We start from the raw sequence: 26,128 nt of genomic DNA, 5'->3' as shown, positions 1-26,128 counted from the left end.
GCAGTTATGCAGCCTCCCGTTTCTTCCGGTAGTTGAAGAGCATATCAACCAGGCCAAGAATGAAGGCCACCATTTGGAATATGGGGATAACAAGAGTGATGACAATCAGCATCGCCTGCGTCGCTGAACGCAAGGGCGTACGGCGATGCAAGAGATATAAAATAAAAGCTACCCCTTGCAGGGTAATAAAAAAGGCTGAAAAATGATCGACATTGACAGCAATCATACTGAGCCAGTCAATACTGCGCGATACACCCCAGTATTTCATAACCAATGCCAGTACATATAAGTATACCATACAGCGGGGAATTTCCCAAAGGCGTACAGGCATGAACGGCCGTACGGAAATGCCCTGGCGCGTGAGCAGGTACTGGGCCACGCGCAAGCTCAGATAGACCATGACCACAAGACCCAGGCAGTATTCCAGCGGTATCAGGGCCGGAACGGTTTCCTTCAGCATTTCCATCTGCTGGTGGAGGCTCATAAGCTGCACAGACCCGGGGTTACTTTGCTGATAACTGGCAAAGGCCATATCTACGATTTCTCCAAACCACTGCTGCAGTACCGTAAAGATATTGATCTGCCAGAAAAGATAAGCTGCCACGCACGTGAGGACGGTCAAGGCGATCAAGGTGCCCGCCACGGCCAGCAGGATATAGACCGGATCATATTTCCGCTGCATTCCTACGCCGACAGCAAAGCCCAGCAGGGCTGCCAGCCCCCAATGCATGACGGCCAGGTACGGATCAAACAGGGTGGCCAAAAAAAGGACAGGTAAGACACCGGCTGCCAGTGCCTGCTGCCAGCCGTAGCGAACGGCAAAGACAGGCAATACAAAGGCCAGTGCCATAGCCCCGATAGAGGAAAAGATCGGCACAGACCAGCTAAAAAACGCCAGCACCAGCATCAATGCAACAAAGAAGCCTGCTGCTGTCAAAGAAGTAGCATGCTTCTGATCCATGCAACTTCACTCCTTTCCGTAATAGAAACAGCAAAAACGAAACATGACAGCGGAGGTGTCTACCTCCGCTGTCAATTTTTTTGTGTACTTACACTTCCATAATAATCGGTAAAATCATAGGACGGCGCCGCGTCTTTTCGTACAAGTAACGGCTAAGCGTATCCCGTACCTGCGATTTGATTACGGCCCATTCACGGATATTGCCTGCTTCACAGCGTTCCAGAACGGCAGCCACCTTTTCGTGGGCTTCCCGCATCAGTTCTTCCGAATCGCGGACGTAGACAAAGCCGCGGGAGACGATATCCGGGCCGGCCAGGATGTGGCTCGTGCCCTTGGCCAAGGTCATGACGACGATGACCATGCCTTCCATGGCCAGCTGCTGGCGGTCACGGATGACGATATTACCGACGTCACCGACGCCGAGACCGTCGACAAAGACCCGGCCGGCATTGACGTGACCTGTCTTATGACCGGCACGATTGGAAAATTCGAAAATCTGTCCATTGTCGCCAATGAGTATATGATCCTTTTCTACACCCATCTGTACGGCCAGTTCGCCGTGACGGCGCAGCATCCGGTATTCCCCGTGGACAGGAATGAAATACTTCGGTTTAATCAGGCTGAGCATTATTTTCAGCTCTTCCTGGCTGGCATGACCGGATACATGCATTTTTTTATCCCTGCCGGCAATGACGTTAGCGCCGAGCTTCATGAGATTATCGATAGTCCGGCCTACGCCTGTTTCATTACCCGGAATCGGCGTTGCGGAAATGATGACCGTATCGCCCGGCATAATGCTCACGCTGCGGTGATTGTTCGAAGCCATGCGGGACAGGCCGGCCATCGGTTCACCCTGGCTGCCCGTCGTCAGGATCAGTACCTGATCGGCCGGATAGCGGTTCAATTCATCCGGTTCAATGAGGACGCCTTCAGGCACTTCCAAATAGCCCAGTTCAATGGCAATCTGGACATTGTTGACCATACTGCGGCCCAAGACAGTGACTTTGCGCTTAAACAGGACGGCCGTATTGATGGCCTGCTGAATACGGGAGATATTAGACGCAAAGGTTGCCAGAATAATGCGGCCCTTGGCGTCAGCAAAGGCCTTGCGGAAGGCAGAGCTGACGGTCGTTTCCGATTCCGTGTAGCCCGGCCGTTCGGCGTTAGTACTATCGGACATGAGCAACAGTACGCCGCGCCGTCCGAGATCGGCAAACTTATGCAGATCCATGGGCATGCCGTCTACTGGTGTCAAATCCATCTTGAAGTCGCCTGTATGGACAATCGTTCCTACAGGTGTGCGGAAATACAAGGCGCTGGCATCGGGAATGGAATGGTTCGTATGAATGAACCCGACCTTAATACAGCCGATCTGCACTTCGTCGCCATGATGTACTTCATTTAACGAATAATTTGTAATGTGATTTTCTTTCAGTTTCCCTTCAATCAGGCCACAGACGAGCTTAGTGGCATATACGGGGACGTTCACTTCATTGAGCAAGTACGAAAGGCTGCCAATATGGTCTTCGTGACCATGGGTAATGACAACACCGCGTACTTTATCTTTGTTTTCTATCAGGTAACTCATATCGGGAATGACCAGGTCAATGCCAAACATGTCGTCGTCCGGAAATGCCAAACCGGCATCGACAACGATAATGTCATCGCCATATTGGATGACCGTCATGTTTTTGCCGATTTCACCCAGACCTCCCAAAGGAATTACGAGCAGCTTTTCCTTCTTAGCCAATTTCTTACCTCCTGATTTCACTTATCATATTTTTTCCGCTAATACTCCCTGCTTCTATTGTCTTTTATTTTGAGCTATATGTCAATAAAAAGTATTTATTAACGCGAAAAGTTTTTATATGATAAGGTGACTTCTTTAATGAACATTCTTATCTGCTATAGCATCCTTTTTAACAGTCTGCGGTACCTGCAGTTCTATATTCTGCGGCAGCTGGGCCCAGCGGTATTGCAGATTCACCTTGCTGTTTTGCAGGTAGCTCTTCATGAGGGACACTTCCGCCTTTTTGTCCGGAGCTTTTTGTGCTGCTTCATCGAGGACAGTGCCCAGTACGGCCTGCAGCTGCGGTGTAACCGGCGCCGTCGCACTCAGAATCCGTTTCGTTGCCGGATCGACCGTAAAAGTTACAGTCAGATCACCGGAATCACGCAAGGCCACGAGGATCTGTTTCACAGCGGCAATATCCTCTTTCTTCGTCAGGCCTTCCTTTTTCCATTCGGCTTCGTCCCCTTCTTTATAGACACGGGACATGTCATAGACGACCTGGTACGTATTATTCCCCACAGCCGTAACGGATTTGACACCGCTCAGGACGTTATGCTTTTCATTCTGCTTGACTAACGTCTGCCCTAAGGGCTGGGCGCTCGGCAGGGGTACACTCATTTTGTGCCACACAGGCTTTTGTCCTGTTTGGGACTGTACGGGATAATAGGCAATCAGATTGGCCCCATCCTGTTCCACATAACACGACGTCCAATCGCTGCTTTTACCTGCCAGGGTCACCTGGCTGTCAGAGCGGACCTGGAAGGGCGTCATTTTTACATAGCTTACGCTGGTCGCAGCTGCGTTGCCCAAAAAGGGTAACGCAGCGTCGGCCTGTAAGGTATAGCTGCCTTCCGGATGTGCAGCAGCGTAGGCCAGAGCCGCCTGATACGTCTGTTCTGCCGGTGTATAAGCCAAAGCCGGGCCGCTGACCATACAGATTGCTGCGGCTGCCAAAATTACGTTTTTCATCTTCGTCTTGAACATAGTATCACCTCAACTTCGCGTTTATATGAGACCTGCTTTTTTATATAATTCATAAAAATGATGGATCGGCCCGTGCCCTTTGCCAATCGGTTCGGCATGGGCAATGCCGGTAAATACATAGTGCTTGGCCGCTGCTACAGCATCGCTCAGCTGCATGCCGTTAGCCAGGTTAGAGGCAATGGCACTCGACAAGGAGCAGCCCGTACCATGGGTACTCGTGCTTTCTACACGCTGGCCTTTAAAATAATGAACGTCCGTACCGTCAAAGAGCAAATCCGTCGCATCTTCTACGCGGTGACCGCCCTTGACGAGCACTGCTTTGGCTCCCATGGCCGCAATTTCCCGGCCCGCCGCTTCCATATCAGCCAGGCTGTGAATTTCTTTGCCCGTAAGCACTTCTGCTTCAGGAATATTCGGCGTCAATACATCTGCCAAAGGCAGGAGAATATCCCGCAAAGTTTGTTCCGCTTCCGGTACGAGCAGGCGATGGCCGCTCGTCGCTACCATGACGGGATCGATGACGACAAAGCGCGGTGTATACTGTTTGAGCTTATCGGCAATGACGCGAATCGTTTCCGGTACACTGACCATGCCGATTTTTACGGCATCTACGTCGATATCTTCAAAGACGGCATCGATCTGATCGGCAATTAAATCCGGTGTGACATCCATGTACCCACGCACGCCCTGCGTATTTTGGGATACGACGGCTGTAATGACATTGAGAGCAAAACAGCCATGAGCACAAAAGGTCTTGCAGTCCGCTGCTGCACCGGCACCACCTGACGGGTCCGTACCTGCAATAGATAATACATGTTTCATATATAAAACCTCCCGGTATAGTAATGCATCTTATTGACGCAGCAGCATCTGGGCTGCTGCAGGGTGTATATAAAGCAGTAGCTTGGCTTTGCCGTAAGCCCCATCATAGGCATCGTACGAAAAAAAGGCCAGGCTGCCTGTCTTATAGTCTAATTTCATTCCCGTCAGCATCTCTGTCCAGCTTTCGAGATACGGTGAATGGCCAATGAGCAGCAACGAAGCCTTGTCGTCGTACCTGGCCAGGCTCTTGTATAACCCATCCAGATTGCCTGTCGCCAGGGCATCCTGCTGCTGTACCGCCTCGGGGCGGACCTGCCGTCCCATGATTTCTGCCGTCTGCCGTGCCCGCAGTACCGGGCTGGTCCAGATCTGCGTAGTACCGGCAGGCCACCAGCGACGTACTAAGGCTGCCATAGCCGTCACGTCCCGTCGTCCCCGCTCTGTCAGCTGCCGCAAGGCGTCATCCTGACCGGTGACAAAGGGTTCTGCTTTTCCATGACGCATTAAACCTATATACATATAATTATATCCTTCTTCCCCTAAGGGCACCCGTTATTCGGCTACGTGCTGCAAGCCAACGGCGAGCAGCGTATAGACATGGTCGTCAGCCAGCGAATACCAGACCAGTTTTCCCTGGCGCCGGTACTGGATCAGGCCGGCGTCCCGCAAAATACGCAGTTGATGGGATACAGCAGACTGTTCCATGGACAAGCGTTCTGCTACATCGCCTACACAGCATTCGCCCTGCATCAGTACTTGCAAAATGCGCAACCGTGTCGGGTCTCCCAACACTTTAAAGATACCGGCCAGTGGCACAATATACTCTTGCGGCACTGGCGCTTCTGTTTGTTTCCCCTCGTCAGCCAACATGAAAATCCCCCATCACGACCGACAGCCTCGCTGCCCTCTTTCCTGAATATCTAATTATAACATACATGCATGCATTTCTGTATGTGTTTCTAGAAAAGTATTCTAAAATTTTACTTTTTTTGCAGTTCATCGTACAGTGCCCGCGTAAAATAAGATAATTCATAAAATAATTTCGGCTCATTTGCCACATGCCGGGCCAAGAGGCAGAGAATAAAGGTTCCGCCTGGCGCATAGATGAGGCCGCAGTCATGATAGATTCCATCCAGTTCGCCTGTCTTATGATCGACGCGGACCGTATGGGGCAGCTGGGCCGGAAGAATACAGTTATCCTCCTGCCGGCTGAGAATATCCCGCATAGCCTTGTCACGCCGGGGATCGACACACTGGCCGTTTGCAAGCAGGCTGAAAAAGCGGCCCATATCGGCAGCGCAGGTCAGGTTTTCCCGGCCGGCGGCAGCTGCTTCAAAATCCATCATTTTGCGGCAGATTTTCGTATGTACCAGCCCCAGCCTGTCGATTTCAGCCTGAATGGTATCCAGTCCCAGGCGTTCTATAAGCAGGTTAGCACAGGTATTGTCACTTTCGACGATCATATGAAAGACCAGCTCCTGCAAGGCTACGACAGCGCCGTCGCGGCCATAAAAAGAACCGCCTTCGACACTCTCCGTTACGGTACAGCGTTCTTCGAGGGTCAGGGCGCCCTCCTTTTCCTGCCGGAACAGGGCACTCATAATCGGTAACTTAATCAAGCTGGCCGACGGCATGATCCGGTCCTGGTATAACCAGGGTTCACTATCAGACAAACGGCGGCAATACAGGGAAAGCTGCGTCGGCCCCGTTACAAAGGCAGGTACGTGTTCTGCCAGCCAAGTACTATTCATGCTGTTCTGTCCCTCCTGCCGCGTCCTTGTCCCGGCATTCCTTGCAGAGGCCATATAATTCCAAACGGTGACCGATAATGTCAAAGCCCGTATTAGCGGCTACCTTCCTTTCATAATCCGACAAGGGACAGCCGGAAAGATCCACCTTTTTATGACAGCGGATGCAAATGAGATAATGGACGTGTCCCGGCATACGCAGGGAGAACGCATACTTTCTCGTTTCCGGCAGAAAGGTCTTTTCGACGAGCTTCTTTTCCGTAAAGAGCTCGAGGACGCGGTAGACCGTCGATACGTTGACGGTCTCACCGGCTTCTAATAATTCCTGATAGATTTCTTCTGCCGTCAATAGTTCTTCCTGGCCGAAGAGAATTTCCAGCACCCGTCTGCGGGGCCGTGTATTTTTGAGGCCATATTGGTGCAGGAACTCTTCATAATTTTTGCTTTCTGTCATGCTTTCAGCTCCTTTCGTTTCTGGCGCTGGCCCAGGGAAAGGCGCAGCTGCTTGCCTAGCAGCACGAAAAGCAGGAGAACGACGGACGTAATGGCCGTAACACCGCCTGGTGCCGCATCAATCCAATAGGAGACAAAAAGACCCGTTAAAATATCGATAAAGCTAAAGAGCACGGAAAATTGCAGCGTCCGGCAAAAGCCCTTTTGCAATTGCAAGGCCGTTGCCACCGGCAGGGCAATGAGGGAACTGATGACCAGAATACCCACGATGCGGATTGATACAGAAATCGTAGCTGCTACGAGAATAGAAAAAATATAATTGATCAGTTTGACCCGTACACCGGCTACGCGGGCCCCGTCTTCGTCAAAGGTGATCATGACCAGCTGGGGGTAGAGCCAAAGGATGGTTGTCAGAGAAATAATGCTGAGGATGACGACGGACCAGACATCTGTCGAGGAAACCGTCAAAATACTGCCAAAGAGGAATGATTCTACATTGGTATGAACCAGGCCGGCACTGATAATCGTAATGGCAATGCCTACCGATAAGGACAAAACGATGATCAGGACCAATTCCGCGTAGCGGCGGAACTGATTACGCAGGGCTTCGATGAGGACGCCAAAAAAGCTGGTCAGACAAAAGGCGCTGATAATAGGGTTTACATCGATCAGGAGACCTACGGCTACACCTGCTAACGAGGCATGTGACAAGGCATCGCCGATCATGGAATAGCGGCGCAGGACAAGGAACATGCCGATCATGGGGCACACCAGGGAGATGAGCAAAGCCACAATGCAGGCGTTCTGCATAAAGGAATATTCAAACATACGATTCACTTCCTGTATTTTCTTTTACATATTCACGGATATATTCTTCCGGCGAGCATAAATGACCGCTGCCATTGGCGACGTGGTAAAGGAACTTCGAATTGCGCATAGCTGCCCGCAGATTATGTTCGACCGTAACGATGGTCAGGCTATGCTCTTCGTTGAGCTTCTTTAAAAAAGGGTAGAGCTCGGCCTGGGATTTGACGTCAATCCCTGTCGACGGTTCATCGAGGATCAGCAGATCCGGATGCCCTAAGAGGGCTCTGGCAATAAAGACTTTTTGGCATTGGCCGCCAGACAGGTTGCCAATGAGGGAGTCGCTGTACTCGCTCATTTTCATGAGCTCCAAATAGTGGTCGACGAGACTGCGGTCTTTGATGTGCAGGACCTTGCAGTACGTATTCATTACTTCCCGGACGGTAATGGGAAACTGCTGGTTCAGCGTTTCAAAGCGCTGGGATACGTAGCTCGTGCGCTTGAAATCATTGACCAGGCTGCCTTCTGATGGCTTTAAAAGGCCCAGGAGCAATTTGACAAAGGTGCTCTTGCCGGATCCATTCTCACCGACAATAGAAATATAATCGCCATTATGGATCGTCAGATTCAAGTCGCGCAGTAAATACGGCGTGCCGATCTCGTACGCATAATAGACGTGTGACAACTGGATCATGGAAAATCCTCTCTTTCTGTAAATCCCTGTCCGCGCCGGCTAATAGATTCATAAGAAATACAGGTACAGGCGTTGACAAGTAGTACTTTATATTATATCCTCTTTTTAAGTGCAAACGCAAGGTATTCGCAATTATGAATTTTGAAAGGACTTAGTATGAAACGCCTTCTTCTTTGTTTTCTCGCTCTTCTTCTCGTCTTTCTTTCAGGCTGTGCCAGTGAACACCAGGCAGCACCGGAGCCGGCCGCACAGGATAAACTGTCCGTCGTCGTTTCCTTTTATGCCATGGAAGAACTGGCCCGGGAAATTGGCGGTGATGCAATTACCATCCATACGGTTATCCCGTCTGGCGAAGAACCACATGATTTCCAGCCAAAAGCGTCGGACCTTTCGGCCCTCTCCCAGGCCGATGTGTTTATCATCAACGGCTGTGATCTGGAAGAGTGGGCACCCAAAGCCATCGCTACAGCACATAACCCGAAGCTTCGCGTCGTCACGGCCTCAGATGGCGCCGACATCCACTACATTGAAATGAAACAGGTCCTGCCCGGCCAAAAGGAAGAAAAGGCCGCCGACCCTCACGTTTGGTTAAGCTTAAAGAACGCCAAAGTGGAAGCCCGCAATATGCGCGATGCCTTCGTCGCTGCCGATCCGGCCCACGCTGCCTATTATAACGAGCGCTACGCCCGGTTTACCGGCAAAGCTGACAGTCTCTTAGGCGAATACACCCGGAAATTTGCTGCCGCTCAGCGGCACACCTTCGTCACAGGCCACGCTGCCTTTTCTTATATGGCAAGCGACTTTAACTTAACCCAGCTCAGCCTGAGCAACGTCTTCGCTGCCGGTGAGCCCAGCATCCACCATTTGAAGAATCTGGCTGATGAATGCCGCCGTGACGGTCTAACGACGGTCTTTATGGAAGCCGGGGAAAGCCCCCGTATTCCCAATACGCTGGCCCGGGAAATCGGTGCCCGCGTAGAAGTCATTGAAACCCTTGAAGAGGGGGATGGGACAGAGACCTATTTGGAAACCATGCAGAAAAATCTGGAAAAATTATATCAGTCTATGATATAAAAATGCCGGACCCGTTCACGGTCCGGCATTTTTTCTGCTTATTTATTTGGTGTATAGTTTTTGCCTTCGCTCCAGCATTTCCCTATGACCTTGCCTGTACTCAGGTATTGGCCGTTCTGGAATTCAAAGAGGACAGGCGCCACTTTCTCGTAATCTACGCGGCCCCGTTCGTTCAGGCATTCTTCCTGGACGAAGGTATGCACCGGTTTTAGGATATAGTTGGTAAAATTGCCCACTTCCACAGAGTCCACAATGCGGCATTCCATGGATACAGGCGCATCGTCGAGGATAGGCGCATAGGCCAGCTCGCCAAAATGATAGCGGAACACGCCGGACTTATCTTCCTGCGCGCCTTTATGCATACCACAGTAATCGGCAGCGGTCAAAAGCTCCCGGTTGACAAGGCTTACGGAAACGACACCGTGTTCCTTAATGCCAGCATCAGAAAAGGTATGAGCCTTGTCGATGCTAATGAGCAAATGGCCATGTTCAACAACCCCTACATGGGCTACAGTCAGGAAATTGACCTGGCCGTCCTTGACCAGACCGACAATCGTAACGGGCGTCGGATAGAGCGCCATAACAGAACCTACATCTTTTTGCATAGCTAAGTGCCTCCTTCTTGCTTCTGAGTGTATCCTATCATTTATAGTACCTTTTAGGAAGAACGCACTTTATTGTTCTATACTATCTTTTTTGATACTTAGTAATTCTGCAACAGCTGCATGAAGAAAGCACGGCCGCCCGGCAGGGCATCGGCAGGAATCTTTTCGTTTACACCATGCATGGGTCCCCAGCGCTGATCCTGTTCGTAGCCGCTAAAGAGAAAGATGTGCTTGGCAATGTCGGCATAATAGCGGGAATCCGTAGCAAAGAGCATGAGGGACGGCATAACCATGACATCCGTACCGTACACGTCCTGAATCGTCTTGGCGACACAGGCAAACTCTTCACTATGCGGCGTATCTTCATGAACCGGATCAATCCCGGACACGCGGCGCACCTGAATGCCACCGGTCAGATACTGCTGAATATAGGCGAGAATTTCATCTCCCGTTTCGCCTGGCAGGACGCGGGCACTGATCATGGCACTGACCCGGGCAGGAATGACGTTTACCTGCCGGGCTCCCTGGGCCATGGTGACACAAAGCGTCGTATGTAACAGGGCGTCGAGCTGCGGATCCGCCGCCGCTAAGGCACACACTTCGTCCCAATGGCGGTCAGGGTCGGCAAAGATACGCTGTCTTTCTCCTGTTTCCAGCTTCGCCAGTCCCTGCAGCTGGCCCCGTGCCAGGTCGGTCAGCTTATACGGGCGGGGATGATCCTCCAAGGCTACGATAGAGCGGGCCAGGGCGCCCATATCTGTATGCAGCCCCGGCACGCTGGAATGGCCGCCTGTCCCTTCCTTGTATAATTCATATACTATTTGCGATTTATCCCCCAGGCCGACGCGGGCTACGCGATGGCCCTGTGCGTCAGTCGTAATACTGCCGCCTTCGTCAAAAAGAGCGATTTCCTTGACGCCTTGCGCGTCAAAGGCCTCCTTTAATAAGCGGCCCCCATCTTCCCCGCTGGTCGTGTATATTTCTTCACTGTACCCTAAGGCAATATAAAGGTCGTAGTCAGGACGGAAACCCTGGGCAAAGAGTGTTTCTACGGCTTCCATTTCGGCCAGGAAGAGATGCTTGCAGTCTGTCGTGCCGCGGCCCCAAACACAGCCGTCGGCATAGGCCCCGCTGAAAGGTTCCTGGTGCCATAACGACAGGACCCCCGGTTCTACCACGTCCTGATGGGCACTGAGGACGAGAGGTGTCTTCTCCTGGTGGCCTGAAGCATAATGAAAAAGGAGGCCTGCCCGGCCTACCTCAGTTACAGAAAACTCCTTATACAGCGTAGGATAAAACGCTTTAAACAGGCCATGGAGTTTCGTAAACTCAGGCCAGTCGAATTGTTCTACGTCTTCATTGGAAATCGTGCTGCAGCGGATAAACTGCTGCAAATGGGTCGTTAATTGTTCTTCTTCATGTATCTGCATGGAATCACCTCATTTTCTTTTCCTATCCGTATTGTATCATATATAGGTGAAAGAAAAATCCGGAAGTCCCTCACTTCCGGATTTTTACTATTCATACGTATGGCACAGCACGCGATGGAGGAACTTTTTGGTCCGTTCTTCCTGCGGGTGCTCAAAAATATCTTCTGACGTCCCTTCTTCTACGATGACACCGCCATCCATGAAAATCACATGAGACGCTACATCACGGGCAAACTTCATTTCGTGTGTCACGACGATCATGGTCGTCCCGTCATTAGCCAGGTCCCGCATGACCTTCAAGACTTCACCGACGAGTTCCGGATCAAGAGCCGACGTCGGTTCATCAAAGAGAATGACATCCGGCCGGACGGCAATGGCCCGGGCAATACCCACGCGCTGCTGCTGGCCGCCGGAAAGCTGGGCCGGATAATAATCCAGGCGATCGGCCATGCCGACCTTTTCCAGCGCTTTTTTCGCCAGCTCTTCAGCTTCCTGCCGTTTCATACCCCGGCCGGTCACAAGGCCCAGGGTCACGTTTTCCAGGACGGTCTTATTGGCAAAGAGGTTGTAGCCCTGAAAGACAAAGGCCGTCTTTTGCCGTACTGTGGCAATTTCCTTTTTGCTGGGATGGCTCAGATCGATTTCCATACCGGCAAAATCCATTTCCCCTGCATCGGCCCGTTCCAAAAAATTAAGGCAGCGCAAGAAGGTAGTCTTACCGGAACCGCTGGGTCCGAGGATGACGACGACGTCGCCTTTATCGATATCCATATGTACGTTTTTCAACACTTCGAGATCACCGAAGCGCTTGCGTACGTTTTTAATTGACATTAACATGGCTGGTACTCCTTCCTGTATCAGGCTGCCCGGAATGCGCCGACGTGCTGTTCTGCAAATTTATACAGGAGCTGTACAATCGTGCAGACGATAATGTAGACGAGGAACACATCCAGATACGATTCGATGTAATTATAGCCGTAAGAGGCGGCAATCTTGCCGATAGCCAAAACATCCTTTACGGTCATGAGGAAGGCCAGGGAGGTCCCTTTGATCAGGTTTACCGTAATATTGCAAATGGCCGGCAAGGCCACGACCATGGCCTGGGGAATGATGATCTTGCGGTACGTCTGGAATTCCGAAAGGCCAATGGAAACGCCGGCTTCAAGCTGTCCCTTAGGGATGCTCAGAAGGGCCGAGCGGAACACTTCTGCCAAGAGGGCGATCGTATTCAGGGAAAAAACGACGACAGCATACCAGAATGGATCGATGCTGTCAAAGACGTTGAAATTAGAACCCATGCTTTTGACGAGCATATTTAAAAAGCTCGGCAAAAGACTGTACAGCAGCAGAATCTGCAGGACAATCGGCGTGCCCCGGACGAATGAAATGTAGGCCTGCGTCAGACCGCTGCCTACACTATTCCCACGAATCCGCAGGACAGCCATATAAAAGGCTACCGGCGCGGCAATGAGCAGGGACAGTACTGTCAGGCTCAGGGTGGTGCCGATACCGCTCCAAATTTTGAAGAACGTATCGGCCATAAATGTATAATCCAGTTCCATAGCAGTTTCTCCTTTACCTTATCCCTGACGCTGAAACTTCTTGATCAGCGCCGGCGTCGTTTTGAAAAGTGGCAGTATCCGGCTGCGCTTCATCTGTCCGGCCTGCAAGGTCTGGCCCTTGTCGAGGTGCGCTTCCAAGGCCAGGAAGCCTTTAGCCAGAAGAGTGGTCATAAGCCAATAAATAATCATGCAGGAAAGATAGATTTCAATCCCATAGGCACCGAAGTTTTGCGCAATAATCAGATTGGCCTTGCCGATGAGGTCGATGAGGCCGATCGTATAGGCCAACGCGCCTTCCTTGAGCAGGTTGATGACAGAGTTGCCAAAGTTCGGCAGGGCAATCACTGCCGCCTGTGGCAGCATGACCTGGCAGAACGCCTGAAACGGCGTCAGGCCGATGCTCACAGCTGCTTCATACTGCCCCTTGGGAACAGCCTGGTAGGCTGCCCGGAATACTTCCGAAATATACGCGCCAAAGAGGAGCGTAAAGGTGATGATGGCGAAGACCGCACGGTTTACGTCGTTCATATCGTAGGAAGTAAAGACTTCTACGAGCTTTGGCAGCCCGTAGAAGACGATAAACAGCAGTACAATGGAAGGCGTGCAGCGCATGATATACGTGTAGCCATGGGCAAGCCAGCGTGGAATCCGGTGCGTACCCATTTTTGCCTGTGCCAAGATCATGCCGAAAAGCGAACCGAGAATAATACTGGTTACGGCCACCAGCAAGGTCACAGACAAGTAGGACAAAAGGTCCGGCATGGTTGTAAAAATGACCGATGGATCAAAAGGTCTTGTATTCACTGTGCACTCCTCCTTTTCTTTCTTATTACTGATTCATATACTGGGACAGGCTTTCACCAAAGTATTTCTGTTCCAGTTCGGCAATTTTGCCTTCATCCCGCAGTTCCTTGATAGCCTTGTCGTACTCGTCGGCCAGCTGCTGGTCCTTCTTGTTAAAGAGCGCGTACGTCGGGATGGCCTTATAACGGAGATAGGTCAGCTGATCGGCAAACTGATGATACGGTGCGTCCGGTTTTTCGACGTTGTTCTTGTAGCTCAGTTCGACTTCCAGGTAGCCGTCGTAGCGTCCTTCCATAACCCACGTATAGGCGTCGGCAATTTGGAAGGCTTCCGACGATTTCAGCTGAATCTGATTATCCGGATGTTCCTTGTTGTACTGTTCGATAACAGAGTAACGGGCGTCCTGCGGTGCAATCGGTACGAGCTTGCCGCTGTATTTGGCAAAGCTTTCCATGTTTGTCACCTGGCTGGCTTCATCCTTGCGGATAACCAGGCCGATGACGCTGGCGCCGAGATATTCCTTCGGGAAAATGTATTTCTTTTCCCGGGCCGCTGTCTTCCAGATGCCCTTCGTGCCAATATCGTATTTGCCCGATTCTACACCGATGAGGAGATCATCATCAGAGGTCGGTGTAAACTTCCAGTCATATTGGGGCAGCTTCTTGGCGACTTCCTTCATGACGGCTACTTCAAAGCCATCGGGTTCGCCTTTATCGTTGGCGAAATCATAGGGCACGTAATAGTTCGTAAAGGCTACGTTAACGGTCTTTTTCTTGCCATTATCTGCGGCGGCATTATCGCTCTTACCGCAACCGGTTAAGGCGGCTGCGACGACCCCTACGAGAGCTGCTGTCAAAATAGCTTTGCTGAGTTTCTTTATATTCATGGTGTATTCCCCCGTTTTCTGTAAAATACTTATTTCGCTGCTTCGCGGACCCATTCAAAATGTTCCCAGTTGGTATCGCGCGGTACGGTGCAATCGGCGCCAATGATAATGCCCTGACGGCCTGCGCCCTCAAGGATCTTTTTCGTTTCTGCCTGAATTTCTTCCTTCGTGCCGGCATAGAGCACTTCTGTTTCCAAATTGCCAAAGCCGCCTAAGGCTGCGCGCTGGCCAAAGATTTTGCGGCCTTCCGAGAGGGGCACGTCTTCGACGACGACAGCCCAGTTGATGGTCTTCACGTCGTAATCGGCATACCACGACAGGTCATTGCGATGACCATGCCAGCCGCAGATGTGCAGGATATTGTAATCGCTGACGCTGTTGGCAGCGGCGAGGATTTCTTTTTCACCCGGTGCAAAGACCTGATCGTACACGTCCTTCGTAATACCTTCGCCAAGTAGATTCTGGAGGCTCAGGTAAATGCCTGTCACACCGCCTTCTGTAATCAGGCGTTTGGCAAGTTTTGCCAGGTCGCCGGAAATGACATCCAGGCCTTGACGGACAGCCTGGGGATCTTCGCGGACGAGCTGAGCCAGGTATTCTTCGCTGGTGCTGATATCGTCACGCATGAATTTGATTGTCGTGCCGGCGCAGAAGACATTGTAGAACATGGCCAGGTCGGCGCCGTATTTGTCGGTCAGGCGTTTGGCATAGGCGATCTGCGTCGTAAACCAGGGATCATCATCAGCCAGAGGCTGGATGTGCTTGAAGTCCTCTGCCGTTTCCAAATGCTGTACTGTCTTGTTTTCATACGGGAAAAAGCCATCGGTCATGATTTTGACAAAATCCGGTTTGGCCGTATCAATATATTTCGTCTGACCCTGAAAGAGTTCTTCTATAAATTCCGGATGCTCGAAGGAATTAGAATGGATTTCATCTTTTAAAAAGTGAAACCAAAAACCAACGGGTACACGGTCGGTTGCTTTGTTGTCCATGGCTGCCAAAACTAATTCTTTTTTGCTTTGTGTCATCGTTAAATCCCCCTATTATTTGCGTGAAACTACTCTATTTATTATTTGTTACATTGGTGTGACCTCGATATATACCGGGAAAAACGCACAAAAAAACACCGTCCCTATGACAGAGACGGTGGTCCGCGGTTCCACTCTGCTTACAGCATACACTGATCTATACTGTATCTCGATACCCGTAACGGAGGCTTTTCGTGCGGATCTACTTGATTCGACCCGCCCGCTCGCGGAGGCATTCCAGCGTAAGGAGTGTACTGCAGGAACTCTCAGCCTTCGATTCCCGCTCTCTGTAAGACCCCGTTACGTGTACTTGGTCCGGTCTTGGCGTTTCCAATGTTTACGAGTATAGTACACTTTAAATGAACTCTTGTCAAGTATACTTTTAAAAATTTTTAGAATCTAATTCAACTTTAATACAGATAGTGTTATTTTCCATAAGAATAACCGGGATTCAGGGTAACACTGCGGCCGCCCGATACTTCGATGGCCGTACCGGTCATGTAGCTGGCCTGAGAACTTGCCAAAAAGACGATAGGCCCGGCAATTTCTTCAGGCGCTGCCGGCCGGTGCAACAAACACGTCTGTCCTTGTTTTATCAGGTCCTCTGGCCGGATGGTAGCCTTCACGAGGGGGGTCACGGTAAACCCCGGCAGGACTGCCGTAACGCGTACGCCCTTGGCGGCAACTTCACCGGCAAAGGTATTGGTAAAGCCGACGACAGCCGACTTGAGAGGCCCGTACAGGGTAGCCCTGCCGGACGTAGCGCAGCGGGCTGCTAAGGACGCGACATTGACGATAACGCCGCCCTGTTTTTCCAAGTAGGCAATGGCTGCCTGGCTGCCCATGACGACGGACTTAAAATTGACCGCATAGGTCCGGTCAATTTCCTCGCCGGTATACCAGTCGTCTTGTCGCGCAATAGTCGCGCCTACATTATTGACCCACACATCCATGCGGCCAAAATGATCGTAGACGGCTTTGGCAAAGGCATAGACCGCGTCTTCCTGCGTCATGTCACAGGTCTGGCCGAAGGCCCGCGGGCCTAATTGTGCCAGTGCCTGATCCAGCACGGCCTGACGGCGGCCACAGACGGCAACGTACGCCCCTTCTGCCAGAAACTGCCGGGCTGCAGCAAAACCAATACCTTCCGTACCGCCTGTAACGACGGCTACTTTATCACGTAAACCTAAATCCATACTACATTCCCCTTTCTCCTCGTCTCAGCGCTGCCAGGACGCAATCATAGCTAACACACAAAAACCAGCCAAAAGCAAAAACGATACATGTACAGCCGTCAGCACTGCTGCCGTATACGGCGTAACGACCAGGGTCATTTGCGCAAAAACCAAGGTTACCAGCGCCATGCTCATGGACTGGCCGGCATGGCGGACGAGAGCCAGAATGCTGGCCGCCGTACCCTGAAACTGCTCCTTCACAGAGCCCATGATGGCGGCATTATTGGGTGCCCCAAAAAGGGCCGAGCCAATCCCCGTAAGGACCAGGAAGGCGACGATCCCCGACAGCTCCACCTGCGGCGCCCAGGCCAGGCCGGCAAGGCCTACGGCGGTAATAGCAAGGCCTGCAGACGCGATGAGCCGCGAGCCGTAAAGGTCGGCTAAGTGACCGGAACGGCGGGACAGGAGGGCCATCATGACGGGCTGGGACAGGAGCACAAAGCCGGCCTTGGCCGGTGTCAGGCCCAGGACGAGCTGCAAATACAAGGACAGCAAAAAAGTAATCGCATAGGTCGCACTGTACTGGATGAGCGCCGCCAGGGAGGAAAAGGAAAAGACCCGGTTGCGGAATAAAAAGAGCGGCAAAAGAGGATGACGGGAGTAGCGTTCATGAACAATAAAGCAGACCAGCAGGGCCAGGCCCAGCCAGACAGGCCAGCTGTGTTCGGCATATGCCGAAAGGCCATAAAGAAAAATACCAACACCGCTAATACAGAGGACACTGCTCACGGCATTGACGAAGGGCGCTGCTGTACCATACCATTCCTGACGAAGCGTACAGACCAGCAGCCAGGCCCCGCCTGTAACCAGAGCAGAAATGATAAAAATACTGCGCCAGCCCAAGAGACCGGTCAAAAAGCCGCCCAGCACGGGCCCCAGTGTCAGGCCCAAATAGGTCAGTGCCACAGCCGTTCCCAGCGTAAGTCCCTGATGCTGTTCATCCGTCGTCGTCAGAAGCAGCGGCATGTACGTAACATAGACAGCAGCCAAGGCTGCCCCTTGGAGCAGCCGGCAGGCAATGAGGCTGCTTAGGCTGGGGGCAAAGGCCGCAGCGAGCGTACAAATGGCAAAGGCCATGAGCGCTGCCGCATAGACCCGGCGCCTGCCATATACGTCGGCAAACTTGCCTAAAGGCAATAAAAGCGAGGCCGTACCGATGAGATAGGCCGTCACTACCCAGCTGACCTGCTCTGCCGGTACGCCAAAACCGGCAGCCACCTGTGGCAGGGCAATGGTCAGGCCCGTCGACAAGAAAGGTCCTATAAAGCTGATGAAGGAAATAGAATAAAAAAGCCGTCGCGACGTCTGCATAGTATCATCCTTTCTTTCCCTTCATTATACTAGATTGTCATGCTTTTTGCCGTAAAAAAAGTTATCTATTACGCCCTGTTTTTAGGCATTGCCTGTGCCCGGTCAGATTATTTTCTCGAATTCCGTTCGAATAGCTTTCCCTTTTCAGAAAAAAAGTGTTAGAATAATAGCCAGAATTTATTTATTCTTCACCTAGGAGGCAGGCCTCATGCAGACATACAACCCAATTACGCAAGAAATTGTCGATAAATTAAAAGCCATTACCGGCCCGTCTTATGTCAAGACGGACAAAGATATTCTGGTCCAGTACCAGACAGACTACGAAAACGACCCGCAGAAATTCCACATGCCCGAAGCGGCAGTACTGCCGGCCAATGCCGAAGAAATTTCACAAATTGTAAAACTGGCCAATGAATACCACTTCCCCATTACCGTCCGCAGTGCCGGCACCAGCCTGGCTGACGGTGCCATTCCTGTTTACGGCGGCCTTGTCCTCTGTATGGAACGGCTCAATAAGATTATTGAACTGAATGAAGAAGGCATGTACCTCACGGCCGAAGCAGGCGTACGTACCTTAGATATTCAAAAAGAAGCCAAAGCCCACGGCCTCATGTACGCCGGCGACCCGTCCAGCGCCGAAAGCTGCATGATCGGTGCCAACCTGGCAACCAATGCCGGTGGTCTGCGGGCCGTCCGTTACGGCGTTACGCGTAACCAGGTTTACAGCCTGGAAATGGTCACGCCGACAGGTGAAATCGTCGAATGTGGCGGCATCCTGAAAAAATGCTCTACCGGCTATGACCTGGAACAGCTGATCATCGGCAGTGAAGGCACCTTAGGCATTATTACCAAAGTGACGGTACGCCTGATTCCCTTGCCGCCGTATCACTTCGATGTCCTGGCTATCTATACGGATCCGCGCCAGGCCCTGTATATGGTGCCCCAGCTGATGAAAGCCGGCATCGATCCGACAAGTGTAGAATACATGGACAACTCGTACGTCCGCGATACAGCCGATTATTGCCATTATTCGGATATGCCCCATTATGAAGATGGAATTTACGTCATCATCACTGTAGAAACCTTCCGGGAAGACGAGCTGGACACCAAGATGGAAACGGTCTGCAATATTTGCGAAGAAACCGGTGCTGTTGAAGTCCTCGAAGCTGACGACCGCATTTGGAATATGCGCCGCAACATCCAGAATTCGTGCGAACTGGTCAGCAAGGTATTTCTCACAGACGACGTCGTCGTACCAGTCCACAAAATTGCTCCGACCATTGAAAAGATCATGGAAATCGGCGAAGACTATCCCTTCCAGGTCAAAATCAATGCCCATATTGGCGACGGCAACCTGCACATCGTTCTTTGTAAGGTCAATATGACCGACGAAGAGTGGGCGGCCAGTGTCGATAAATTCCATCACCAGGTCTATGAATACGCCTATAGTGTCGGCGGCCGCCTGGCCGGTGAACACGGCATTGGCGCTAAGAAGCTGCAATACGTGGAAGAATTCACACCGTCAGGCGAACTCCAGGTTATGAAGACCATCAAACGGGCCATGGACCCCAATAACATCCTCAACCCGGGCAAGCTCTTCAACGCCTAAGCGCCACCGTCCAACAGAATGTCATTCTAAACACCCCGGCAAGCCGGGGTGTTTTTTCTCTGCAAAACGCGCAATTCCCTGTACAGGCTTTGCAATTTTCTCGTACGGTATTAGTTTTGTAGAAGGAAATACTAGAATGTTTCTAAAATAGATTGACAGCGTCCGCAATTCATGATAGGATACAACCTAACAATAAAACTGTCGTTTCATCCAGAGCAGTCGAGGGAGTGGCCCTATGACACTGCGGCAACCCCCACCCGGGAAGGTGCCAACTCCAACGGAAGGTAATTCCGGCAGATGAACAGCTATGCAACTGCAGGCCGTCATCTGAATGACGGCTTTTTTGTTACGAATACATATTACATAATTTTTGAGAGGGGTATGACTCTATGAAATCATCTATTAAAAAGCTTCTCACAGCCGGCCTCATCGCTGCTATTTGCGTCTTTGCAGCGGGCTGCGGCTCTAACAGCGACAAAGCCGCTGCTGACAAAGAAATCAAAGTAGGCGTAACTGCCGGTCCGCACGCTGAAATCATGGACCAGGTAGCCAAAGAAGCAGAAAAACAGGGCATCAAGATCAAGGTCGTCGAATTCAACGACTACGTACAGCCTGATAAAGCCCTGGCCGATAACGACCTGAACATGAACTCCTATCAGCATCAGCCGTACTTGGACAATATCATCAAAAAAGAAGGTTTAAAGCTGACTTCCATTGGCAAGACCATTCTCATGCCTATGGCTGTATACTCGCATAAATACAAGAACATTGCCGACGTAGCGCCGGGCAGCAAAGTAGCAATTCCGAACGACCCGTCCAACGGCGCCCGTGCACTTCTGCTCCTGCAGCAGGCCGGCCTGATCAAATTGAAAAACGGCAACTCCATCGAAGCGTCTGTCGCTGACATTACGGAAAATCCGAAAAACCTGCAGTTCATCGAAATCGACGCCGCCCAGACACCGCGGTCTCTCGACGATACGGACCTGGCCTGCATCAACACGAACTACGCCATTCCTGCCGGCTTGAATCCCCTCAAGGACTCGATTCTCGTCGAATCGCCTGATTCGCCGTACGCCTGCGTCATGGTCGTCCGCACAGGTGACGAAAACAACGAAACGTACAAGAAGATCCTCGATATTTACCACTCCGATACGATCAAGAAATTCATTAACGACAAATATCAGGGTTCCATTATCCCGGCCTTCTAAGGTACTGACAGCTCTTGCGCTCCCGTTTTTCGGGAGCGCATTTTTTCGCGCATATGTCAAAAATATGTGTTATAATAAAAACGATCAGAAAAACATCAAGCCGCTAAAAGGAGTGACCACTATGGAAATAACGATTACGAAAGACAACTTCGATCAGGAAGTCCTGCAGTCTGATAAACCTGTATTATTGGATTTTTGGGCCGTTTGGTGCGGTCCGTGCCGTCTCCTGGCGCCGACCATTGCGGAAATCGCCACAGAACATCCGGAAATCAAAGTAGGCAAGGTCAATGTAGACGAACAGCCTGCCCTGGCCGAACAGTTTGGCGTCATGAGCATTCCTACGCTCGTCGTCTTTAAAGACGGCCAGCTCTACACGACATCTGTCGGCGTGCAGCCCAAAGAAAGTATCCTCGCCTTACTGCCCTAAAAGGAGGCAATTCGTTCATGTATTCGTACACACCGCGTGGCATCTGCGCCACACAAATTGATTTCGACATCAAAGACGGCTGCGTCCACAACGTTTCCTTTACGCGCGGCTGTCCCGGCAACCATCTGGGCCTCGCCGCCCTGGCCGAAGGCATGCCCGTCCGGGACGTCATTACCCGCCTGGAAGGCATCCGCTGCGGTGAACGGGACACATCCTGTCCGGACCAGCTGGCCCAGGCTCTCAAAGCCTACGTCTGATATAGCCAAAAAAGCCCGTACGTCACACGACGCACGGGCTTTACCGTTATATGCGGAAAAAAGCAGAAAAGGACAGACAGCCCTGCCTAGTCTTTTACACCAGGTATCTTGAGGTCTGCTTCCGAATAGAGGGCTGCATAGCCGGCCATGGCCAGGCGTCCTTGTTCCAAATGGCAGTAGAGTTCACCGCCGCGCTGCGACGCCTGGTAGGCTTTGAGGTCCTGTTTCCCCAATTTTTCTGCCATGATGGGGATAATATGGCAGTGCCCGGAGCCACAGACAGGATCCTCCGGCACTTTCAGCTTCGGTGCAAAAGAACGGCTGACACAATCGTATGTCTTCCCCAGGGCCGTAATGTGGCATAAGAGACCATCGAGAGCGGCGATTTTTTCCTGGTCAGGCTGGCACGCGAAGACATCCGTTTCATCAGGGACGACACACACCAGGTCGCGGGCCATATAGGCTTCTACAGGACGCACGCCCAGGGCCTCAGCCATAGCGTCCGTCACGGCGACAGGTTTCATTTCGTAGGCCGGGAAATCCATAGAAAGGAGATCACCGTGGCGGCTGACGACGAGCTTGCCGCTCAACGTTTCAAAGACGAATTCTTCCCTGTCCGGTTCGTAGAAACGGGACAGGACATAAGACGTGCCCAGCGTGGCATGGCCGCACAGATCAATTTCGCCCCCCGGCGTAAACCAGCGCAGGCGGTAGTGGTCCCCTTCTTTTACGGTAAACGCCGTTTCGGACAGGTTATTTTCAATGGCAATGCGCTGCATGACGTCATCTGGCAGCCATTCCTTCATGACACACACGGCAGCCGGGTTACCCTTGAATACTTCCTTTGTAAAGGCATCGACAATGTAGCATTTCATGATGTATACCTCCTTTGGACTTCTTGTTTTTCCCTTTTCTTCATCTTAGCACAGAGAAAAACGCCATACAATAAAATAATTGTATGGCGCACACATTAGTCTTCAAGAAGCCGTTTGATCGTCGTCAGTGCCTGCTCCAGCTGGTCCAGATTACGTGGCGCACCGATGGCCAGGCGTACACCTTCCTGCCAGGGCTTGCGGCCTACGGCAAAATGCTGCGCCCCGAGAACGCGTACGCCATGCAGTAAAGCTTCCCGTTCAAATCGCTCACCGGTCCAGGTTGCTGGCAGGACGAGCCAGCGGCACAGACTGTACCTGTCGCCAGCGACGGCAAAGCCGGCCAGGATGCGCTCTGTGAGTTCATTGCGCCGCACCAGGCTGGACTGCCGTTCCCTGAGGATGGCCTCGTATTCTCCAGAGACGATAATCCGGTCTGCTAATTCCAAAAGGAGTGCCGACTGGGCCAGTTCCAACGTTTCCAGAACCTGTTCTATCTGCCCCTGCCACGGTTCCGGGACTGCAATATAGGCCAGGCGCAGGGCCGGCAGGATGGCCTTGGAAAGGCTGAGGATATAGACGGTCCGTTCTGGCGCCAGGGACTGTACAGGCGGCACGGGCCGCGGCAGGAGCAAGCTGGCGATAGCATCCTCCACGATGACCAGGTTCTTCTCACGGGCTATTTCCGCCAGCATTTGCCGGCCGGCATGGGAGAGTATATGAGTTGTCGGGTTCTGAAAATCCGGTGTCACGTACACGCCTTTGATATGATAGTCACTGATAGCCTGGAGCAGACCGTGCCGGCTCATTTCCCCGTTAGTTTGATTAATGGGTACAAGGCGGATGCCAAAGAGGCTGGCAGTACGTTTCAGTCCCGGATAGATCAAGGGGTCGACGCCGATACGGTCCCCGGCTTTGAAAAGAGCCGGCAAGATGGCAGCCAGCGCATTCTGACCACCCAATGAAAAGAGAACATCCTTATTCTCCGGCAGAAGCGCTCCGGCCTGGCGTAAAAAGGAGCGGGCCGCATCCTGATGGCGTACTTCTTTGGGATTACTGTATTGGTAAAGGCGGCTGGCAGATGCTTCCTGCAGCATCTGCTCCAATATGGCTGTCACGCCGTCCTGAGGCAGCGTTTCCGGCATCATAGAACCCATTTCAATGACCGTCTGTTGCCGTTCCGGCGCGACGGAAAGGCACGTGCGGGCATCATATGCGACGAAGGTTCCCGACCCGACAGTACTGGTCAAAAGGCCCTTATTCGAGCATATGCGAAAGGCCTTGGTAACCGTACTGACGCTAATATCGAGAAAATCGGCCAGTTCCCGCTGGGGTGGCAGCTTCGTCCCGGGACGCAGGACACCACTGGCAATATCCCGGGCAAGCTGCGCAGCCAGTACCCGGTAGAGAGGCTGGGGACCGGCCTCCCGTGGCAGAGCAGGTTGCCATGACATGGGATAATCGGCAAAGGAATTAACGGGCATAAGAAGGCTCCTTCCGGCACGGCCAGCCGTCAAAAGTGGCACGCCGGCCCTGTTTGTGCTACACTTAATAGCAGACAAAAAAACAACGAAAAGGACGATCACCATGAAAAATGATATCAAAAAACAGCATTTCAGTCATCACCTGCAGCAGCTGCTGCAGGACCATGGCCTGACTAAAAAACAATTTTGCCAGGAGTTAAAAGTAAAGCCGTCGACGCTCAAAGCCTGGCTGGCTGAAGAAAAGTGCCCCCGTGCAGACCGCGTCAAAGACGTAGCGGCCTACTTCCAGATCACACCGGAAGAACTCCTTGGAGAAACAGGCGAACCGGCAGTTAAGGCTGTTGCTGAAGTATACCAGCCGGAAAAGGATCTCGTCGCGCTGCTCCGCCTGCTCATGGAGCTGCCGCCGGAACAACTGCGCAGCGTCGCAGCCTTTGCCGAATTCATCCACGCCCGCCCGGCTGATAAGGCCTGACCCGCTTATTTGGCGCTCATCATCTTGGCCTGCCCTTCGGCAACGACAGTACCGTCGTCCTTGGTAATGACTCCGGTCATTTCGTAGAGACGGCCCCGCTGCTTTGCCAGGTGGCCGGAAATTTTGATACGTTCACCGATCCGCACGGCCTGGCGGAAGCGCACTTCTATTTTTGCCGTATACGCCGGCCTGCCCGTAAGCTTAAAGATATAATCGCCCATCACTTCATCTAAGAGGGTACTTACGAGGCCGCCGTGCATGCGGTCGTCATAGCTTTGATGCTGCCGTTGGGGTGTGAAATAGGCCCAATTGCCATCACTCCCTTGTTCCATATGAAGATGTAAGCCCATGGGATTATCTTTGCCACAGGCAAAGCACCAGTTCGTTTCCCTTGCTTCTTTCTCTGCCATAACTGTCTCTCCTCTCTTCTTTGTATTTATTATACGCTATCCTGCCAAGGGCAAGAAGAGGGGAATTTTTCTCTTCCTGCGAGGTAGTTTTTATGATTCTAAAACATATTACGTCTTTCCTGCACAGCCCCGGCACCGAGCCGCCCGGAGAGGCTGTAGAAAATACCGTATCTGCTGCCGCACCCCCGGCTGCGCCCGAGCCGGACTACAGTTCCCTTGGCACCGGCCTGTCCCTGCCCTTTGCGTCCCCTTTTACAGGCACGCTGCAGGCGATTACAAAAGCACCGGATGAGGCCTTTGCCCAAAAGATGACCGGCGATGGCTTCTTTGTCTATCCCCGGGAAGATACGGTGTACGCCCCTTGTGACAGCGAAGTGACTTTCGTCTTCGACACACGGCACGCCATAGGCCTCACTGGTGACAACGGCGTAGAATACCTGCTCCATATCGGTATCGATACGGTCACCATGGACGGCGCCGGCTTTACAGTCTTCGTCACGGCCGGGCAACACGTCAAAAAAGGCGAAAAGCTCCTTACCTTTGATGCCGGCCTCATTCGCAGCCGCGGCTTATGCGACGCCTGTATCTGTGTCTTTACAGATCTGCCGGAATCATACGAATTACACCTCGCTGCAGAAACGGATGTACAGGCCGGAGCATTGGCCGCGACGCTGACCTATCCTAAGGCCTATGGGCTTTATTCGCCCTGCACGGGAACCCTGCAGGCCATCACAGAAGCACCCGACCCGGACGTCGCCCAAAAAATTCCTGGCGATGGTTTCCTCGTATATCCAGAGGACTACAGCCTGTACGCACCGTGTGACAGCACGGTTTCCTTTGTTTTTGAAGAAGGCCATGCCCTGGGCATGGTCACCACCGATGGCGTAGAATATGTTCTCCACGCCGGCATCGGTACAGCCCGGCTGCAGGGCGAAGGCTTTACCGTCTTCGTTCAGGACGGGGCAGTCGTACAAAAAGGCGACAAGCTGCTCACCTTCGACCAGCCTTTTTTAAAAAGCAAAGGGTTCTCTGACGCCTGCCTTTGTCTCTTTACGGATTTACCGCCAGACCGCCCGGTTCATCTGACAGCCTCCGGCAGGGTGACAGCCGGCAGTCTCGTTGCCTGGTTCTAATTTTTACAGCACCGCCGTTTCGTGTTATAATCGATGGACAGTCTTTTCATTTCCCCAAGG

At 52.1% G+C, this 26,128-nt stretch carries 29 protein-coding genes and 1 riboswitch; of the genes, 7 read left to right on the top strand and 22 right to left on the bottom strand.

From position 1 onward, the window contains the following. Positions 1-4 precede the first annotated feature (4 nt). From PGX44_RS07195 to PGX44_RS07150, 10 genes are all read right to left on the bottom strand, one after another. A complete protein-coding gene (locus tag PGX44_RS07195; protein WP_498854830.1) occupies positions 5-961 on the bottom strand; it encodes a YybS family protein in 957 nt (318 codons plus the stop codon). Between the two features lie 88 nt (positions 962-1,049). Further along, on the bottom strand, positions 1,050-2,711 hold the full coding sequence (locus tag PGX44_RS07190; protein WP_186503213.1) for a ribonuclease J: 1,662 nt from the start codon (positions 2,709-2,711) through the stop codon (positions 1,050-1,052). Positions 2,712-2,846: 135 nt separating this feature from the next. Further along, positions 2,847-3,737, bottom strand: a complete 891-nt coding sequence (locus tag PGX44_RS07185; RefSeq protein ID WP_498854829.1) for a hypothetical protein — start codon at positions 3,735-3,737, stop codon at positions 2,847-2,849. Positions 3,738-3,758: 21 nt separating this feature from the next. Next, positions 3,759-4,559, bottom strand: a complete 801-nt coding sequence (gene thiD / locus PGX44_RS07180; RefSeq protein WP_498854828.1) for a bifunctional hydroxymethylpyrimidine kinase/phosphomethylpyrimidine kinase — start codon at positions 4,557-4,559, stop codon at positions 3,759-3,761. A 30-nt stretch (positions 4,560-4,589) separates the two neighbouring features. Then, the gene (locus tag PGX44_RS07175) at positions 4,590-5,078 is read right to left on the bottom strand and encodes a SixA phosphatase family protein (RefSeq protein WP_498854827.1); all 489 of its coding nucleotides are present in this window, start codon (positions 5,076-5,078) and stop codon (positions 4,590-4,592) included. A gap of 33 nt (positions 5,079-5,111) precedes the next feature. Then, on the bottom strand, positions 5,112-5,429 hold the full coding sequence (locus PGX44_RS07170; protein WP_186503209.1) for an ArsR/SmtB family transcription factor: 318 nt from the start codon (positions 5,427-5,429) through the stop codon (positions 5,112-5,114). A 110-nt stretch (positions 5,430-5,539) separates the two neighbouring features. Next, the gene (locus PGX44_RS07165) at positions 5,540-6,310 is read right to left on the bottom strand and encodes a serine hydrolase (protein ID WP_498854826.1); all 771 of its coding nucleotides are present in this window, start codon (positions 6,308-6,310) and stop codon (positions 5,540-5,542) included. Next, entirely contained in the window at positions 6,303-6,761 is a 459-nt protein-coding gene (locus PGX44_RS07160; RefSeq protein ID WP_498854825.1) for a Fur family transcriptional regulator, read from the bottom strand. Before PGX44_RS07160 ends, PGX44_RS07165 begins: the two co-directional genes overlap by 8 nt. After that, the gene (locus PGX44_RS07155; RefSeq protein WP_498854824.1) at positions 6,758-7,588 is read right to left on the bottom strand and encodes a metal ABC transporter permease; all 831 of its coding nucleotides are present in this window, start codon (positions 7,586-7,588) and stop codon (positions 6,758-6,760) included. The genes PGX44_RS07160 and PGX44_RS07155 overlap by 4 nt, the downstream gene beginning before the upstream one ends. Then, positions 7,581-8,258: a metal ABC transporter ATP-binding protein gene (locus tag PGX44_RS07150; protein ID WP_498854823.1), complete on the bottom strand. Its 678-nt coding sequence runs from the start codon at positions 8,256-8,258 to the stop codon at positions 7,581-7,583. The genes PGX44_RS07155 and PGX44_RS07150 overlap by 8 nt, the downstream gene beginning before the upstream one ends. 156 nt (positions 8,259-8,414) lie before the next feature. Here PGX44_RS07150 and PGX44_RS07145 point away from each other — a divergent pair, with 156 nt between their 5' ends. Then, positions 8,415-9,332, top strand: coding sequence for a metal ABC transporter solute-binding protein, Zn/Mn family (locus PGX44_RS07145; protein WP_498854822.1), 918 nt, complete (start codon positions 8,415-8,417; stop codon positions 9,330-9,332). A gap of 38 nt (positions 9,333-9,370) precedes the next feature. On the opposite strand, the gene PGX44_RS07140 is transcribed toward PGX44_RS07145, so the two are convergent. The 9 genes from PGX44_RS07140 to PGX44_RS07100 form a co-directional block, all read right to left on the bottom strand. Beyond that, a complete protein-coding gene (locus PGX44_RS07140; RefSeq protein ID WP_498854821.1) occupies positions 9,371-9,937 on the bottom strand; it encodes a flavin reductase family protein in 567 nt (188 codons plus the stop codon). 98 nt (positions 9,938-10,035) lie between these two features. Then, the gene (locus PGX44_RS07135) at positions 10,036-11,367 is read right to left on the bottom strand and encodes a M20/M25/M40 family metallo-hydrolase (RefSeq protein WP_498854820.1); all 1,332 of its coding nucleotides are present in this window, start codon (positions 11,365-11,367) and stop codon (positions 10,036-10,038) included. Positions 11,368-11,454: 87 nt separating this feature from the next. After that, a complete protein-coding gene (locus PGX44_RS07130; protein WP_498854819.1) occupies positions 11,455-12,204 on the bottom strand; it encodes an amino acid ABC transporter ATP-binding protein in 750 nt (249 codons plus the stop codon). A 20-nt stretch (positions 12,205-12,224) separates the two neighbouring features. Next, the gene (locus PGX44_RS07125) at positions 12,225-12,929 is read right to left on the bottom strand and encodes an amino acid ABC transporter permease (RefSeq protein ID WP_186504399.1); all 705 of its coding nucleotides are present in this window, start codon (positions 12,927-12,929) and stop codon (positions 12,225-12,227) included. Between the two features lie 18 nt (positions 12,930-12,947). Continuing rightward, the gene (locus PGX44_RS07120) at positions 12,948-13,733 is read right to left on the bottom strand and encodes an amino acid ABC transporter permease (protein WP_498854818.1); all 786 of its coding nucleotides are present in this window, start codon (positions 13,731-13,733) and stop codon (positions 12,948-12,950) included. Positions 13,734-13,758: 25 nt separating this feature from the next. Beyond that, positions 13,759-14,619, bottom strand: coding sequence for a transporter substrate-binding domain-containing protein (locus PGX44_RS07115; protein ID WP_498854817.1), 861 nt, complete (start codon positions 14,617-14,619; stop codon positions 13,759-13,761). 29 nt (positions 14,620-14,648) lie between these two features. After that, on the bottom strand, positions 14,649-15,647 hold the full coding sequence (locus PGX44_RS07110; RefSeq protein ID WP_498854816.1) for a uroporphyrinogen decarboxylase family protein: 999 nt from the start codon (positions 15,645-15,647) through the stop codon (positions 14,649-14,651). Between the two features lie 425 nt (positions 15,648-16,072). After that, entirely contained in the window at positions 16,073-16,843 is a 771-nt protein-coding gene (locus tag PGX44_RS07105; protein WP_498854815.1) for an SDR family NAD(P)-dependent oxidoreductase, read from the bottom strand. A gap of 24 nt (positions 16,844-16,867) precedes the next feature. Then, positions 16,868-18,193 carry an MFS transporter gene (locus PGX44_RS07100; RefSeq protein WP_498854814.1) on the bottom strand — a complete coding sequence of 442 codons (1,326 nt, stop codon included), beginning with the start codon at positions 18,191-18,193 and terminating at the stop codon, positions 16,868-16,870. A gap of 208 nt (positions 18,194-18,401) precedes the next feature. On the opposite strand from PGX44_RS07100, the gene PGX44_RS07095 reads away from it, so the two are divergent. The 4 genes from PGX44_RS07095 (at position 18,402) to PGX44_RS07080 (ending at position 21,694) form a co-directional block, all read left to right on the top strand. Continuing rightward, positions 18,402-19,802 carry an FAD-binding oxidoreductase gene (locus PGX44_RS07095; protein WP_498854813.1) on the top strand — a complete coding sequence of 467 codons (1,401 nt, stop codon included), beginning with the start codon at positions 18,402-18,404 and terminating at the stop codon, positions 19,800-19,802. Between the two features lie 203 nt (positions 19,803-20,005). After that, positions 20,006-20,106: riboswitch (SAM riboswitch) on the top strand. A gap of 85 nt (positions 20,107-20,191) precedes the next feature. Further along, on the top strand, positions 20,192-21,010 hold the full coding sequence (locus tag PGX44_RS07090; protein ID WP_186504406.1) for a MetQ/NlpA family ABC transporter substrate-binding protein: 819 nt from the start codon (positions 20,192-20,194) through the stop codon (positions 21,008-21,010). A gap of 121 nt (positions 21,011-21,131) precedes the next feature. Continuing rightward, positions 21,132-21,437 (top strand): thioredoxin, encoded by a 306-nt coding sequence (trxA, locus tag PGX44_RS07085; protein WP_186504407.1) that lies wholly within the window; start codon positions 21,132-21,134, stop codon positions 21,435-21,437. Between the two features lie 17 nt (positions 21,438-21,454). Continuing rightward, positions 21,455-21,694: a TIGR03905 family TSCPD domain-containing protein gene (locus tag PGX44_RS07080; protein WP_186504408.1), complete on the top strand. Its 240-nt coding sequence runs from the start codon at positions 21,455-21,457 to the stop codon at positions 21,692-21,694. 86 nt (positions 21,695-21,780) lie between these two features. Here PGX44_RS07080 and PGX44_RS07075 read toward each other — a convergent pair whose 3' ends face one another. Then, complete coding sequence (locus PGX44_RS07075; protein ID WP_498854812.1) at positions 21,781-22,569, bottom strand: PhzF family phenazine biosynthesis protein; 789 nt, start codon at positions 22,567-22,569, stop codon at positions 21,781-21,783. Between the two features lie 95 nt (positions 22,570-22,664). Continuing rightward, positions 22,665-24,050: an aminotransferase-like domain-containing protein gene (locus PGX44_RS07070; protein WP_498854811.1), complete on the bottom strand. Its 1,386-nt coding sequence runs from the start codon at positions 24,048-24,050 to the stop codon at positions 22,665-22,667. 103 nt (positions 24,051-24,153) lie between these two features. Here PGX44_RS07070 and PGX44_RS07065 point away from each other — a divergent pair, with 103 nt between their 5' ends. Continuing rightward, positions 24,154-24,525: a helix-turn-helix domain-containing protein gene (locus PGX44_RS07065; protein ID WP_498854810.1), complete on the top strand. Its 372-nt coding sequence runs from the start codon at positions 24,154-24,156 to the stop codon at positions 24,523-24,525. Positions 24,526-24,530: 5 nt separating this feature from the next. Here the strand turns inward: PGX44_RS07065 and PGX44_RS07060 are convergent, their stop codons facing one another. Beyond that, a complete protein-coding gene (locus PGX44_RS07060; RefSeq protein WP_498854809.1) occupies positions 24,531-24,935 on the bottom strand; it encodes a PaaI family thioesterase in 405 nt (134 codons plus the stop codon). A 92-nt stretch (positions 24,936-25,027) separates the two neighbouring features. Between PGX44_RS07060 and PGX44_RS07055 the strand changes: the two genes are divergently transcribed. Beyond that, on the top strand, positions 25,028-26,068 hold the full coding sequence (locus PGX44_RS07055; RefSeq protein WP_498854808.1) for a PTS sugar transporter subunit IIA: 1,041 nt from the start codon (positions 25,028-25,030) through the stop codon (positions 26,066-26,068). The last annotated feature ends 60 nt before the right edge of the window (positions 26,069-26,128 follow it).

This window comes from Caecibacter sp. AF58-12pH5A, from assembly GCF_027681725.1.
Lineage (GTDB): Bacteria > Bacillota > Negativicutes > Veillonellales > Megasphaeraceae > Megasphaera > Megasphaera hominis.
Note: the sequence above shows the minus strand (reverse complement) of the source record. Positions and strands in the feature narration are given on the sequence as shown.